This window comes from Bradyrhizobium sp., assembly GCF_004799405.1.
Taxonomy (GTDB): Bacteria; Pseudomonadota; Alphaproteobacteria; order Rhizobiales; family Xanthobacteraceae; genus Bradyrhizobium.
The window spans coordinates 21160-35813 of sequence record NZ_SSMW01000002.1; the positions used below are offsets into that span (position 1 = coordinate 21160).

The 14654-nt window shown below is 61.8% G+C and carries 14 protein-coding genes and 1 pseudogene; 8 read left to right on the plus strand and 7 right to left on the minus strand.

Translation table 11 applies throughout. The annotated features are described in order from the left end of the window. Nucleotides 1–68 precede the first annotated feature (68 nt). Together E7813_RS00370 and E7813_RS00375 are read left to right on the plus strand one after the other, a co-directional pair. Entirely contained in the window at nt 69–1148 is a 1080-nt protein-coding gene (locus E7813_RS00370) for an isocitrate/isopropylmalate dehydrogenase family protein (protein ID WP_291569739.1), read from the plus strand. Between the two features lie 189 nt (nt 1149–1337). Further along, nucleotides 1338–1592: a hypothetical protein gene (locus E7813_RS00375; protein ID WP_291569740.1), complete on the plus strand. Its 255-nt coding sequence runs from the start codon at nt 1338–1340 to the stop codon at nt 1590–1592. Between the two features lie 211 nt (nt 1593–1803). On the opposite strand, the gene E7813_RS00380 is transcribed toward E7813_RS00375, so the two are convergent. The 4 genes from E7813_RS00380 to E7813_RS00395 form a co-directional block, all read right to left on the minus strand. Further along, nucleotides 1804–3030, minus strand: coding sequence for a CaiB/BaiF CoA-transferase family protein (locus E7813_RS00380; protein ID WP_291569741.1), 1227 nt, complete (start codon nt 3028–3030; stop codon nt 1804–1806). Nucleotides 3031–3101: 71 nt separating this feature from the next. Continuing rightward, a complete protein-coding gene (locus tag E7813_RS00385; protein WP_291569743.1) occupies nt 3102–3923 on the minus strand; it encodes an enoyl-CoA hydratase in 822 nt (273 codons plus the stop codon). Between the two features lie 243 nt (nt 3924–4166). Continuing rightward, entirely contained in the window at nt 4167–4898 is a 732-nt protein-coding gene (locus E7813_RS00390) for a glutathione S-transferase family protein (protein ID WP_291569744.1), read from the minus strand. Between the two features lie 136 nt (nt 4899–5034). Beyond that, complete coding sequence (locus E7813_RS00395; protein ID WP_291569746.1) at nt 5035–6366, minus strand: L,D-transpeptidase family protein; 1332 nt, start codon at nt 6364–6366, stop codon at nt 5035–5037. Between E7813_RS00395 and E7813_RS00400 the strand changes: the two genes are divergently transcribed. The 3 genes from E7813_RS00400 to E7813_RS00410 all read left to right on the plus strand — a co-directional run bounded on the left by E7813_RS00400 (nt 6356) and on the right by E7813_RS00410 (nt 9261). After that, nucleotides 6356–6517 (plus strand): hypothetical protein, encoded by a 162-nt coding sequence (locus E7813_RS00400; protein ID WP_291569748.1) that lies wholly within the window; start codon nt 6356–6358, stop codon nt 6515–6517. The genes E7813_RS00395 and E7813_RS00400 overlap by 11 nt on opposite strands. 123 nt (nt 6518–6640) lie before the next feature. After that, complete coding sequence (locus tag E7813_RS00405) at nt 6641–7624, plus strand: tripartite tricarboxylate transporter substrate binding protein (protein WP_291569750.1); 984 nt, start codon at nt 6641–6643, stop codon at nt 7622–7624. Then, the gene (locus E7813_RS00410) at nt 7621–9261 is read left to right on the plus strand and encodes an FAD-dependent oxidoreductase (protein WP_291569752.1); all 1641 of its coding nucleotides are present in this window, start codon (nt 7621–7623) and stop codon (nt 9259–9261) included. Before E7813_RS00405 ends, E7813_RS00410 begins: the two co-directional genes overlap by 4 nt. Nucleotides 9262–9289: 28 nt before the next feature. On the opposite strand, the gene E7813_RS00415 is transcribed toward E7813_RS00410, so the two are convergent. Further along, a complete protein-coding gene (locus E7813_RS00415) occupies nt 9290–9685 on the minus strand; it encodes a helix-turn-helix transcriptional regulator (protein WP_291569754.1) in 396 nt (131 codons plus the stop codon). 7 nt (nt 9686–9692) lie between these two features. Then, a pseudogene (locus E7813_RS00420) lies at nt 9693–10738 on the minus strand (LysR family transcriptional regulator). 151 nt (nt 10739–10889) lie between these two features. Between E7813_RS00420 and E7813_RS00425 the strand changes: the two are divergent. From E7813_RS00425 to E7813_RS00435, 3 genes are all read left to right on the plus strand, one after another. Beyond that, nucleotides 10890–11495: an isochorismatase family protein gene (locus E7813_RS00425; protein WP_291569755.1), complete on the plus strand. Its 606-nt coding sequence runs from the start codon at nt 10890–10892 to the stop codon at nt 11493–11495. Beyond that, nucleotides 11425–11760 (plus strand): hypothetical protein, encoded by a 336-nt coding sequence (locus E7813_RS00430; RefSeq protein WP_291569756.1) that lies wholly within the window; start codon nt 11425–11427, stop codon nt 11758–11760. The genes E7813_RS00425 and E7813_RS00430 overlap by 71 nt, the downstream gene beginning before the upstream one ends. 213 nt (nt 11761–11973) lie before the next feature. Continuing rightward, nucleotides 11974–13143 (plus strand): Gfo/Idh/MocA family oxidoreductase, encoded by a 1170-nt coding sequence (locus E7813_RS00435; RefSeq protein ID WP_291569757.1) that lies wholly within the window; start codon nt 11974–11976, stop codon nt 13141–13143. A gap of 37 nt (nt 13144–13180) precedes the next feature. Here E7813_RS00435 and E7813_RS00440 read toward each other — a convergent pair whose 3' ends face one another. Beyond that, nucleotides 13181–14491, minus strand: coding sequence for an ABC transporter substrate-binding protein (locus tag E7813_RS00440; protein ID WP_291569759.1), 1311 nt, complete (start codon nt 14489–14491; stop codon nt 13181–13183). Between the last annotated feature and the right edge of the window lie 163 nt (nt 14492–14654).

The following is a 14654-nucleotide window of genomic DNA, read 5'->3' on the forward strand; positions in this document are numbered from 1 at the left end:
GAGGAAGTAAGACGTGGATGCCCGGGACAAGCCGGGGCATGACGGGCAATTATCAAAGGATTTTTCCCATGTCCGCCAACGACGCCTTCCATATCGCCGTGCTTGCCGGGGACGGCATCGGCCCGGAAGTGATGGCCCCCGCGCTTGAGGTCTTGCGCAAGGTGGAGGCGACCTCGGGCCTGAAGTTTCGTTTCACCGACGCGCCGGCCGGCGCCAACAATTACCGTGAAACCGGCAAGTCGATGCCGGAGAGCACGGTGCGGCTGTGCGATGAAGCCGACGCGATCCTGCTCGGTGCCTGCGGCCTGCCGTCGGTGCGTTACCCCGACAATACTGAAATCATGCCGCAAGTGGAGCTGCGGTTTCATTTCGATCTCTATGCCGGCGTGCGCCCGGCGCGGCTGATTCCGGGCGTGCCCAGTCCGATCGTCGGCGCCGACCGGCACGGCATCGACCTCGTCGTGATCAGGGAATCCACCGAAGGCCTGTTCGCGTCGATGGGCAAGGGCGTCGTCACCGACACCGAGGCGCGGGAGACGCTGGTCATCACGCGAAAGACCTCCGAGCGGCTGTTCGAGTTTTCGTTTCGTCTCGCCGAGCGCCGCAAGGCGCGCGGCAAACCCGGTCAGTTGACATGCGTGGACAAGGCCAATGTGTTCAAGGCGTTTGCGTTCTTCCGCGAGATGTTCGACGAGGCCGCCAGGCGCCATCCCGATGTCAAGGCCGACCGGCTCTATGTCGATGCCTGCTCGGCGCTCTTGGTCAAGCGGCCCTGGGATTTCGACGTGATGGTGATGGAGAACATGTTCGGCGACATTCTCTCCGACATGACGGCCGGTCTCATTGGCGGCATGGGCATGGCGCCATCCGCCGATATCGGCGATCACCATGCGGTGTTTCAGCCCTGCCATGGTACCGCGCCCGACATCATGGGGCAGGGCAAGGCCAATCCGACCGGCATGATCCTGTCTGCGGCGATGATGCTGGACTGGCTCGCCGACAAGCATGGCCTCGAGGGTGCAGCGGAAGCCGGCGAGCGCATCGAACGCGCGGTCGACAAGGTCTATGCCGACGGCATCAAGCCGATGGAATTCGGCGGCGGCAACGGCACCGCGGATATCGCAAGAGCGGTGTTGGAAGCGTTGTAGTGGAGGTTGCAGCATTACTCGCGGATATTGATTTGTATCAAAGGGGCCTGTCGCAGACTCATGCTTTGCTTTCCATGTAGAGGATGATCGCGGCTGGTAAGAATCGGAGCTTCCCTCCTCGGACACTTAACTCGCGGGTGCCTTGAGCTTAGCTCTTGGCACCCGCTTTTGCCGACGGAGGTGCCTTTCATGCGTACATATTATTTCGATATGAAAGACGGAGTTCCGATTAGGGATAGAACGGGATTACCATTCCCCACAGGCGCTGACGCAATTGAACACAGCAAGGTGTTGGCTTTGCGATTCAGCCATGATCATCGTCTCAAAGATCCCATTCGCTCAATCGTCGTCGTTGACGAATCTGGCACTGAAATTCATCGCGAGCCGGTGCACCAAGCCGTTGATCAACCTAAAGTCGTCATCTCTTTTGGAAAAATCGGATGAACGTCGCGGACGGGTCAAAATCGGAAATATTCGCTCCGATCACATGTTCTCCGGCCTGCTACCGATAGCGGACATTTGGCCCCGTCTACTGCGGCCCATCCTCGCTGGATTGGTGGTGCGAGGCTGGCGATTTTGGTCACGCGCACCACCTGCGCAAGTCAAGCCCTATGGCATAGGGTTTATATGGGTCAAGTAGCTATCCCTATGGGGCTCACGTAATGCCCGCCGCCTTCAGCTTCTCGATCTCGTCTTGCTTGTACCCCAGCGATTCCAGAATCTCGTCGTTGTGTTCGCCGAGATCGGGCGTGGCGGTTCGGATCGCGCGGTCGAAGCCGGTCATCTCACAAGGCTGCGCCACGAGATCGATCGCGCCGAGCCGCGGATGGGCGACGGATCGCGCGATGCGCAGTTCCTGCACCTGCGGGTCGGCGAAGACGTCGTTGATGCTGTAGACGGGTCCGCAGGGAAGGCCGGCTTCCACCAGCAGTTCGAACCATTCGCGGCTGGTTTTCGCCCGCAAGGCGCCGGCGATCATCTCGTTCAGCGCTTGCTTATTGCGGCCGCGCAATGCGGATGTGGCAAAGCGCGGATCGGTTGCCATCTTCTCGCGGTCGATGATCTTGCAGAGTTTCTGGAAGTTCTTGTTGCTGGTGGCGGCGAGGTTGAGAAAACTGTCGGCGGTGGGATAGAGCCCCATCGGCGTGTTGGTCGGATGATTGTTGCCTTCCTGAGGCGCGACTTTCTTGTCCATCAGCCAGCGCGTGGCCTGAAAATCCAGTAGCGTGATGCCGGATTCCAGCAGCGAGGTCTGCACCCAGCGGCCTTCGCCTGAGACTTCGCGGTCGAGCAGCGCGATCAGCACGCCTTGCGCGAGGAATGCGCCGGCCATGATGTCGGTAACGGCGACGCCGACGCGGACCGGGCCCTGGCCGGGAAGGCCCGTCACCGACATGATGCCGGTCATGCCTTGCGCGATCTGGTCGATCGAGGGACGCGCCGTATAGGGGCCGTACTGGCCAAAGCCGGAAATGCTGCCATAGATGATCTTCGGGTTGCGCTTCCTCGCGGACTCATAATCGACGCCGAGACGGCGCGTGACGCCGGGCCGCATGTTCTCGATGATGACGTCGGCTTTCTCGGCCAGCCGCATCAGGACCTCGCGGCCCTCGTCGGTCTTCAGGTTGAGCGTGATGGCGCGCTTGTTGCGGTGCAGGTTCTGGAAGTCCGAACCGTCGCGCTTGCCCATGATCTCGTTGGATTCGCCGGTGGCCGGCGGCGGCTCGACCCGGATCACGTCGGCGCCCCAGTCGGCCAGGGTGCGCACGCAGGATGGACCCGCTCGCGCCAGCGTCAGGTCGATCACCTTGAAACGCGACAGCGGCAGGCGCGGCGCCTGCGCTTGCGGGGGTTGGCCAGAGGTTTCGACGGGCTTGTGCATGAGGGTGGTGCTTTCTTTCATTTGAGCATGCCCTTTTCGGAAAACCGGTTCCCACTTTTCCGGGGCATGCTCTATTGCCCTTGAAACTGCGGCTTGCGCTTTTCCATAAAGGCGCGGCGGCCTTCGCGGAAATCCTCGGAGTCCATACAGGCGGTGCCGATCGCCTTGATCGCATTCATGTCGCGTTCCCCGGGGTCTTTCAGTATTTGCGCGATGGTGAGCTTGGCCGCCTTGATCGCGAGCGGCGCGTTGCCGGAAATGGTACGGGCGATCTCCATCGTCGCGTTCCACAATTCACCGTCAGGCACCACGCGATCCACCAGTCCGATCCGTACCGCCTCGGCGGAAACGATCCGCATGCCGGTATACATGATGAGCCGCGCCCAGGACGGCCCCACCAGCGAGACCAGATTCTTCAGGCCGTCATAGCCATAGGCGATGCCGAGCCTGGCGGCGGGAATGCCATACTGGCTGTTATCCGAGGCGATGCGGATATCCGCCGACATCGCCACTTGCATGCCGCCGCCGAGGCAGAAGCCGCGGATGCAGGCGATCACCGGCTTCGGGTAATCCGCCAGCAGCGCGCGCTGCGCGGCACTTTTCCTCGAATATTCCTCCGAGGCCTCGGCGTTGTGACGGGTCTTTTCGAACTGGCTGATATCGGCGCCCGAGACGAACGCCTTGTCACCGGCCCCGGTCAGGATCACGACGCGCACATCCGGATTGTCGCGCAGTTCGATCAGCGCATGACCGAACCCCTCCCACATCTCGAGCGACATGGCGTTGCGCTTTTCCGGATTGTTGAAGGTGATGACACCGACGCCATCGTCGATCCTTTGCAGGATCTTGCCGTCGGCGTAGGATTTTTCGGTGTTGTTGGGGGTGTCCAGCATCAGGGTGACTTTCGGTGGTTAGGAACGATTTACGTAGATTGAAGCATTCGTTCGGTGTCGCGGCAATGACGGTGAGCTCCCTCTCCCCTTGTGGGAGAGGGTTGGGGTGAGGGGTTCAGGTCTATCGATAGGCCGTAACCCCTCACCCGGATCGCATCTGGCGATGCGATCCGACCTCTCCCACAAGGGGAGAGGTGGTATCGAGCCTGATTACGCTAACGCAAATTCGCCCATGGCTTAGCCTCACAACGTGGTGACAAACGGGTCGAATTTCGCGCGCGAGTACGCCGGCCGGGCCTGTATTTTAGCCCACCATTCGGCGACGCGGGGATGTTTCCTGGGGCCGACTTCATCGGGCGCGATTTCCTCGTCGATCCGTTTGACGAACGGCACCGCCGCGATGTCGGCGATCGAATAGGCGTTGCCGACCATCCAGCCCGAGGGTTTCAGCGCTGCTTCCATCCGGTCGAGCAGCGAGGTCACCAGCTTATCCCTGGCTGCGCCGCGTTCTTCCTCGCTGTAGGGCTTGCGCGCGGCCCGCAGCCAGGCTTCCTGGCGCTCCTTGCTCGGGATGTTCTTGAGCACTTCGGCGAGTTCCTGGTCTGACCATTGCGATGCGGTTTTCGCCAGATGATGACGCCAGTTAAAAATGATGAGATTGCCGATCAGCCCGTCGATGTGCCGGATCCAGTTGCGCATCACCGCGCGCTCGTAGGGCGCATCCGGGCGCAGCGGCGGATCGGGATAGGTCTCGTCGAGATATTCGCAGATTGTGCCGCTCTCATGCAGCGGCTTGCCGTCATGAATCAGGGTCGGGATCACGCCCAACGGATTGATCTTGAGGTATTCCGGCGAGTGATGCTCAAGCCTGGCCATATCGACGACATGGCCCTCGTAGCCAAGACCCTTTTCCTCAAGACACAGCCGCACCCGGCGCGAGGCGCTTGAGCGCCAGCCGTGGTGGAGGATTATCATGATTTGCTCCCCGAACGCATTCGTTGGCTCGAACGTCCGGGGTGTGGTGGCACTTTTCGGCGGGTTCGGGAATACCCCTGAAGGTTCTGGCGCCTATGCTCCATGGATCGGGCTATGAGGCGGGCTTGCCTGACGTTTACTGCGCCAGGTGCGCCGTCAACGGATGGTTGCCGGCCTGGCTGAAGAACGCCGCTTCTTCGGCGGTGGCTTCCAGAAGCTGCTGGTCCTGGTCATAGATGTCGTTGCGGAACTGGATGGTCTGGTCCCTGGTCATCCATGCCGTCAGGTAGACCCAGGCCACCGGGACTTTCTTCGGCAGCACGATATCCTCGCGTTGGCCGGTGGCGATGGCGGCATCGATGGCGGCGCGATTCCATTTCGGCATCTCTTCCTGCAGCAGCCACGCGGCGAGGTCGCGCACATTGTCGACCCGCGAGCAGCCGTGTGAATCGAAGCGGTAGTCGTCGCTGAACAGGTTGCGCTGGTTGGTGTCGTGCATATAGACCGAATAGGGGTTCGGCATGTCGATTTTCACCGCACCGAGCGCGTTCCAGGCGCCGGATTGCTGGCGCACCGTGAAGTTCGGCGTGCGCGCGCCGGACCAGTCCACCGCATGCGGGTCGATCGGGGTGTCATGCGCATCGAGCACTTCCATGTGCATGCGGGAGAGATAGGTCGGATCCTTGCGCATATGCGCCGAGATTTCGGTCTTCGAGATCGATGACGGAACGGTCCAGGTCGGGTTGAGATTGACGCTGGTGATCTCGGCGGTCAGCGTCGGCGACGGCTTCTCGGTCTTGCCGACGATCACGCGATAACGCCGCACCACATGATCGTTCTCGACCGCTTCGGCAAAGGCCGCTGGCAGGTTGACGACGGCATAGCGCTGCCCGAATGAAAAGTTCATGTTCTCGATACGCTCGAGCGAGGCTTCCAGCTGCTTGATCCGCTGCTGAACGGGAACGTTGAGGGCTGCCAGCGTCCGCGGGGTCACGGTCCCCGTTGGCGCCAGGCCATGGCGGGCCTGGAAGCGCTTCACGCCTTCGGCGACAACCTCGTCATAGGGGCCGGTGGCTTTGTCCTCGGCAAGATCGCCGGTGATCAGAAGCCGCTTTCGCAACTGATCGTCGTTCGGTCCCGGCACCCCGATCGCAAATTTGGCGTCCGCCGGGATCATCGGCCATCCGCCGCGCACCGCGATATCCGAATAGCTCAACGCGGCTTCCTTGATCCGTTGCGCGGTGCCTTCGTCGAAGGTCGGCTCATGCGACAACGCCAATGCAGCCGCGGAGCGGGATTCCGGCGTGGAGACGGCGACCGCCGGCTTTGCCGCTGCCGCCCGCGGGGCGGGCTTTTCCCCAGCGGCCGGCGCGGCCGTAGCCGGCCTGGCGGGGAGCGGCGCGGTTGGCGAGTTCTGGGCAAGGGCCGGCGCAGCCGCAAGCATCGTGGCAACGGCAATGATGGTCATTCTTCGCATGCTGGATGCCTTTGGAATGGGCCGCGACGGCGATGGCGTTGAAATCGACGGGTTTGGCGGTTTGGACCGGTCGGATGGGGTGAAATCGATCCCGTCATTCGCGTTTGGGGAGTTTAGCCCGCGACAGTTGCGTTCTGATTAAGTCGTGGTACTGCGCTGCCGCAAGCCCCGGATTGGACTTTTGTGGCCTTTGATATGTCGCGGCGGACGCTAATGTGGTTCGCGAGAAAGCCGGCCGATCAAGAAATAAATGTTGGGAGAAACCATGGTGTTGACGCGCCGACAGGCGATGGCCGGATTTGGCGGCGGGCTGGCCTTGCTGAAGGGGTTGCCGGCCATGGCCGAGGCGGCCTATCCCAGCCGGACCATCAAGATGATCGTGCCCTATCCAGCCGGCGGCACCACCGATTTTCTCGGCCGCCTGGTGGCCGATCAGATCCAAACCGGCCTTGGCGCGGCGGTCTTCGTCGAGAACAAGCCTGGCGCCGGCACCACGCTGGGCGCCGAACAGGTCGCGCGGGCCGAACCGGATGGCTATACGCTGCTGATGGCGACCTCGACCACGTTGGCCATCAACAAGACACTCTACAAGAAGCTGCCCTACGATCCGGTGAAGGATTTCACGCCGATCGCGCTGGTGGCCGGCGTGCCCTTCGCGCTGATCGTCAACCCGTCGCTACCGGTGAAGACGCTGGCCGAATTCATTGCTTATGCGAAGTTGAATCCTGGACTGGCGTTCGGCTCGGCCGGCAATGGCAGTCCGCACCATCTCGGCGCCGAGATGCTGAAGACGGCGGCGGGCATCGACATCCGTCACGTCTCGTATCGCGGCAGCGTGCCGGCGATGCTCGATGTGATCGCGGGGCACATTCCATTCATGGTGGTGGACCTGCAACCCGCGCTGCCGCAGATCCGTGACGGCAAGCTGAGGGTGCTCGGCGTCACCACGCTAAATCGTGTCGCCGCGGCACCCGACATTCCGACGCTGGCCGAAGGCGGCCTTGCGGGGTTCGAACTCGTCGCATGGCAGGGCGTCGTCGCGCCAGCAGGCGTACCGCGCGCCATCGTCGACCAACTGGCGGCGCAGATCGGAAAGCTGGTGGCCGATCCCGCCACCCGCGACAAGCTCACTAAAATCGCGCTGGAACCGCTGCCTGCTTCGACGCCCGACAGCTTTGCGGGCTACATCAAGGCCGAGGTCGACCGCTGGGCCGTCATTGTCAGGAATTCGGGCGCCGAAGCGGAATGATCGAGTCTGATGTGCTGATCGTTGGCGCCGGACCGGTGGGGCTCACGCTGGCGATCGACTTGGCGTGGCGCGGTATCGGCGTGACGGTCGTGGAAACGCGCGCCGCCGGCACCGTGCCCGATCCGAAATGCAACCATGTCGCCGCCCGCACCATGGAAATCTTCCGGCGGCTGGGGATCGCCGAAAAGGTACGCAACGCCGGCTTGCCCGCGGATTATCCGCACGACATCGCCTATCGCACCACGTTCACCGGACAGGAATTGACGCGCATTCCGATTCCCTGCCGGCGCGACCGTTTCACGCAGAAGGACGGTCCTGACGGCAACTGGCCGACCCCGGAGCCGCCGCATCGCATCAACCAGATCTTTCTCGAACCGATCCTGTTCGCGCATGCCGCAGCACAAGGCCGCATCCACCTAATCAACCGGACCTCGGCCGAAGGCGTGGTGGTGGAGGATACTTCCGCAACCGTGACCTTGCGTGATCTCGAAACCGGCGCGGCGCGGCGTTTGAGCTGCCGCTATCTGATCGGTTGCGACGGCGCGCGCTCGATCGTCCGCAAGGCGGTCGGCGCTGAACTGACCGGCGACGCCATCGTCCAGCGCGTGCAGTCGACCTATATCCGCGCGCCCGGCCTGATCGTTCTTCAACACCATGAGCGCGCCTGGGGGACCGGTTCGATCAATCCCCGACGTTCCGGCATGGTGTATGCGATCGATGGCCGCGAGCGATGGCTGCTGCATAACTACATGAAGCCGGGCGAGACCGATTTCGATGCGGTCGATCGCGACGCCTGCATTCGAACCATCCTCGGGGTGGATGCGGACTTCCAGTACGACATCCTGTCCAAAGAGGATTGGTACGGACGCCGCCTGATCGCCGACAAGTTTCGCGACCGCTGCGCGTTCCTCGCCGGCGATGCGGCGCATATCTGGGTGCCCTATGCCGGTTACGGCATGAACGCCGGGATTGCCGATGCCATGAACCTGTCGTGGCTATTGGCCGCGCATCTCAACGGCTGGGCGCCATCTGCCATTCTCGATGCCTATGAGGCGGAGCGCTGGCCGATCACCAGCCAGGTTTCGCGATTCGCGATGTCGCATGCCGAGGCCGAGATTCGCCGACGCGGCGCGGTCCCCGACGAGATCGAGGATGCCGGACCGCAGGGCGAACGGGCGCGGCAACAGGTCGGGCGTCTCGCCTACGAAATCAACGTCCGGCAATACGCCTGTGCGGGTCTCAACTTCGGCACTTATTACGATCGCTCACCGATCATTGCCTATGACGGCGCCGAACATCCGGCCTATACGATGAACAGCTATACGCTGTCGACGGTTCCGGGCTGCCGCACGCCGCACCTGTGGCGCGAGGACGGCAGCTCGCTCTACGATGCGATGGGGCCGGAATTCACGCTGCTCAGGTTCGATTCCAGCATCGAGGTCGTGGCACTTGAGGCCGCCGCCGGCAGGCGGGGCGTGCCGTTGAAGGTCGTTGACATCCAGCGGCCAACGGCCGCCGTCTTCGATGGTATCGGATTGATACTGTCGCGGCCGGACCAGCATGTGGCGTGGCGCGGAAATACGATACCGATCGATCCACTGGCGTTGATCGATCGGATTCGCGGTGCTGCAAATTAGATGAGTGAGGGCTGGACCGGATCGACGCCTAGTCTTCGTTGGCGGCGATCGATTCCATCAGGGACACCAACTGACGCTGCACGGTCTGGTCCTTGATCTTGCTGTAGGCCCGCAGCAACCTCAGGCTGAACGCGCTGTCGAGAAACAGCAGGCTTTCGACTTCCCGCGCCTTGCCGTCGCCGTCATAGAAAAATGTCACGGGCACATCGAGCGCTGTGGCGATCTGCTGCAGACGCGCAGCGCCGACGCGGTTGACGCCCTTCTCGTATTTCTGGACTTGCTGAAAGCTGACGCCAAGCTGCTCGCCGAGTTCCGCCTGGGAAATTCGCTGTTCAACGCGCCGCAACCGAATTCGCTTGCCCAACTCAATGTCGGGTTTTCCGGCACTGCGCTGCTTCATCTTCTTTGCCGCTGATTTGTTCATACCGCTCTTACCGTTCTTTAATCGAAAAACCCCCGAATAAGTGGGTCAGGGGTTCGCCCTTATATACCACTTTAAGTTCATCTGGATGGATGAATTCATCCTTGAACCACGGGAATCTAACAGGGTTAAAGGCTTCAACCAGCCAGTCGATCATGCGCCGCACCCGCGGAATGCCGCCGCTGCCGGGATGATAGGACAGCCAGATATCGAATGGCCGCCGCCACTCGATATCGAGAGGTACGATGTTTCCCCCAAGCGCGCAGGCGTAGGTCGGGAATACGCCGATACCGGCGCCATTGGCCACGGCCCAGTAGTTGGCACTGCTGACGTTTGTCTTCATCACCACCAATTCCCCTGGGGGCGACCGGGAAACCAGCTTTCGAAAGCTTCCTTGGCGGCGGTCCGATCGGCGACCTGCAGCACCAGTCGGTGCTTGGCTAATTCCTCGACGGTTCTCGGCGCGCCGAAAGTGTCGATGTACTTTTGGCTGGCATAGAACATCAAATGCATTCTGCCGAGCCGGACGAGTTTGACATCGAGCGTCACCGGCCGCGACAGGTGGATCGCGATGTCGGCCTCGTGCCTCGACACGTCGGCCGAGCGCATCGCGCAGTGGAGGTCGACGATGACGTTTGGGAAGGATTGCTGAAATTCCACAAGGCGAGGGGCCAGCCAAAATGTGCCCAGGCCCTCGGTGATGGCAACACGGACTTCACCCGAAAGAGTGTTGGCGACGGAATTGCCGGCGCGCAGCAGATCGAACGACGCGGCCTCCATGCGTTCGACGGCCGAGACAACCACCGAGCCTTCGCCGGTCGGGCGGGTTCCATGGACATCGCGCTTGAACAGCGTGGCGCCGATTTGCCGTTCGAAATAGTCAATTCGCCGGCGGACGACATTGATGGACAGTTCGAGCCGCTCGGCCGCGGATCTGAAGCTGCCGCAGCGCACAACTTCCAGGAAGACCCTGGCCGCGTCCCAGTCCGTGAGTGTTCCAAGCGCGATCTTGTGGCGTTCCTCCTGAGGAACGCCCCTTTCCAGCACCAAGCGCATACACAGCCCCTTTCCCCGGCTAAACTTGGCAGAATATCTGGCGGACTACAACTATGGCGGGTTCCGGAACCTGTGCATTTTCGTGCCGATATTTGCCGCTGGGACCGGCGCGGAACCCGGGCCTGCGTGCCCGCCGCTGAAAGGGAGCCGCGTGACTTCAGTTGTCAGCCTTCGGACCTTCGCGAATTCATCGAGCGTTCCGATCGTCGTGTTCGTCGATATGCAGCAGGAATATCTGGCAAAGCCGCGCCTGTTCGCGATTTCCGAGATCGACTGCGCCCTGGATAATTGCCGCAAGGTGCTGGATCACTCGCGCAGGATGGGACTGCCGGTCGCCTTCATCCGCATGCTCAGCCAGTCGGCGTTTTTCAATCGCGCCACGCCGTTCGTCCGCTGGATCGAGAGTTTTGAACCGTGCCGCAACGAAATGGTGTTCGAACGCTCCAGCCCGTCCTGTTACTCCAGCGAGCCCTTCAATGCGTTGGTGAGCCAGTGCTGCGGCGGCATCGTGCTGGCGGGATTTGCCGGTGAATCGGCCTGCCTGTCGACCTTGATCGATGCGTTCCACCGCAACCACAAGGTCACTTATCTGTCCGACGCCTCGGCCAGTCACGCGCTCGAGGACGTGTCGGCGGACGAAATCCATCGCGCGGTCTCGAAAATATCCGGACTTTATGGAGAGGTATATGAAACGACCGACTGGATCGCCTCAACTCTACCTGGCAAGCTCGGTAACAGAAAAAACGCTGGTGGCTAATTCAGGCGAACGACTGCACGCCACCGTTGCTGCGCTTGAGCAGTGCCGGGCAACGCTCGCCGGCAGCGGCAATCGGGAGACGGCGCAACTGGTGTCGCTGGCCATTCTTCAGCTCCGGATGAAACTCAACGGAATTGCCGAGGCGGAATTGAAGGCTTTGTGCGATGCAATGAGCCCGGTTGAAGAAGTGGCGGTGGAAGCACGCAGTCCGAAATCGCCGCAAGGCCAGCGTCGGCGTCCGGCCGCCCTGAAACTGGTCCAATAGCCGCGGCCAGCCCGAAGTCCGGCGGACCAACCCGGCGAAGCTGGACGACTCCAGGACGCGACCAAATCCTGCAGCGTCGCGAAACGACGCGTTGCCATCAACGGATATCACACCAAGTCGGCGCCGACCCGTTCTTGCGGCCGCGGCGCTGCGCGCCTATGGCTGAGGGATTCGCTTGCTATCGATCATCACGGCGACCCGGAGGCTTCCGCAATGGCGAAAATCAGGATCGGTCTGGTCGGATGCGGCTTCGTTTCCGAACTGCACATGTACGCTTACCGGCGCGTCTATGGCGTCGATGTCGAAGTCAAGGCCGTCGCGGCGCGCGGCGACCATGTTGTCGATTTCGCCGCTCGGCACCGAATCCCGAGGGTCTACCGCAGTTTTCGCGACTTGATGGCTGACGACGAACTGGATGTCGTTGACATCTGCACGCCGCCCAACTTGCACACCTCGATGATCATCGACGCGATGAACGGCGGCAAGCATGTCATCTGCGAAAAGCCCTTCACGGGCTACTTCGGACGCGATGGCGACAAGGCCCCGATCGGCAAGCACGTCCCGAAAGCGCTGATGTACGAGCGCGTGCTCCAGGAAATGGAAGCGACCTCTGCGGCGATAAAGAACACCGGCAAGCTGTTCATGTACGCGGAAGACTGGATCTACGCGCCGGCGGTGACCAAGACCGTGGAAATTCTCCGGGCCACCAAAGACAAGATACTTTTCATGAAGGGGGAAGAGAGTCACAGCGGCTCGCACGCGGCGCACGCGGCGCAATGGGCGATGACCGGCGGCGGCTCCCTGATCCGGATGGGGTGCCATCCGCTTTCGGCGGTGCTCTATCTCAAGCAAATAGAGGCAAAAGCCCGCGGCGAGGCGATCAGCGTTGCGAGCGTGACCTGTGACGTCGGCAATGTCTCGGCGTGCCTGCGGCCCGAGGAGCGAGCCTTCATCAAGGCCGATCCGATTGATGTCGAGGATTGGGGCACGCTTGCCCTGACCTTCTCCGACGGCACCAAAGCGACTGTGCTTTCGGGCGACATCATCATGGGTGGCGTGCGCAACCTGATCGAAACCTATACCAGCGGCGGCTCGCTGTTTGCCAATATTACGCCGAACACGCACATGATGAGCTATCAGACCAGCGACGAGAAGCTCGCGAGTGTCTATATCACCGAGAAAGTCGATCGGAAGACCGGGTGGCAGTACGTCTGCCTCGAGGAGGAATGGACGCGCGGCTATTTGCAGGAAATCCAGGATTTCATGGAATGCGCCGCTACCGGCCGGCAGCCTCTGTCAGGTCTCGCGCTGGCCTACGAGACGACCAGGGTCAACTACGCCGGCTACTGGGCCGCCGAAGAGGGGCGTCGCGTGACGTTGTGACGCCGCCGGCGCTTGAAGAGTCCGGCGATACCGCGGTCTACAAGGCGTAGACCGAGGACTTCGGCAGCGGGAACACCGGTTGCTGCGTGCTGATGTTGGTCGGCCAGACCACCGAGATATGCTCGCCGGCGTTTTGCATGACGACCGGTGTCGAGCGTTCGTTCTGGCCCGAGAGCGGCGTATCGGGCCGGAAGAATTTAACGCCGTAACCCTGGATGGTGCCGCCGGCCGGGATATCGACGTCGAGCGCCGCCTTGCGAACCGCCTCGGGATCGAACCCGCCGTATTTCTCCTTGGCGACGGGCAGGACGTTGTTGAGCAGAACCCAGGTCTGATTGAAGCCCATCGAACAATGCGGCGGAACGTCGATCGCGCCGGTTTTCGCCTTGAAGCGCTCGACCATGATCTTGGTAAGATCGCCGACGCCTGGTGCCAGCTTTGCGGGGTCGAGCAACTGCGCCGGCACCGGATCGATATTGCAGAAATTGTCGATATCTGCGCCAAAGCTCGTGCGCAATTTGTCGAGCTGGCTGTAGCCGGCGCCGTTCCCGAAAAGCATCTTGAATTGAAGGCCATTCTCGCGCGCCTGGCGCAGGAACAGGGTGATGTCGGGATTGTAGCCGGCGTGGGAGATCACGTCCGCGCGGGAGCGCTTGATCTTGGTCACCAGCACGGAGAGGTCAGGGGCCGCGGCCGAATAACCCTCGTTCAGCACAACCTGCAGTCCGGTCTCCTTTGCATAAGCCTCGTCCGCTCCCGCAACGCCGGAGCCATAGGGACCGTCCTCGTGAATGAGCGCAATCTTGACGTCCTTGGGCTCGATGCCGAGTTTTTCCTTGGCGTGCTCGGTCAGGAAGCTCGCAAAGGCCTGGCCGTACTGATCCGAGTGGATCTGCGCGCGGAAGACGTAATGCAGGTTCTTGTCCTTGAACACGGCGGTCGCGACCGCGGTGGTGATCCAGAGGATCTTCTTCTGCTGCTCAACCTTGGCCGCGAGCGGGACCGCATGCGAGCTCGCGAAGATGCCGTTGATGAGGTCGATGTTCTCCCGGCTGATCAGCCGTTCAGCCTCGTTGATCGCAACTTCGGGCTTGCTCTGGGAATCGGCGGCGACCGGGATGATCTTGTACTTGCCGCCGACGCCGCCCTTCTCGTTGACGAGGTCGATCGCGATCTGCGTGCCGACGGAGGAAGCGACCGAGCCGCCCGCGGCAAACGGACCGGTCAAATCGTAGATCACGCCGAGGCGAACCGTCTCGGCTTCCGCCCGCGCGCGGGTCCAATCGAGGTTGTAGGCGGCTGCTGCGGCCGCGGCATTCTTTAACAGCGTCCTGCGTGAAGTCGGCATGGCATTCCTCCCCGAGATCGTCGCTTTTGCGGCTGTCTTGTTTTGGCCAGGCTTCTTTTAGTTTTGGCCAAGCCTTTGTTGACCAAGTATTTAAAGAATGCGTTGGAAAGTCAACCGGCACCGTTCGGATGTAGTGCCGGTAGCCCGGTTGTCGGCAACGCAG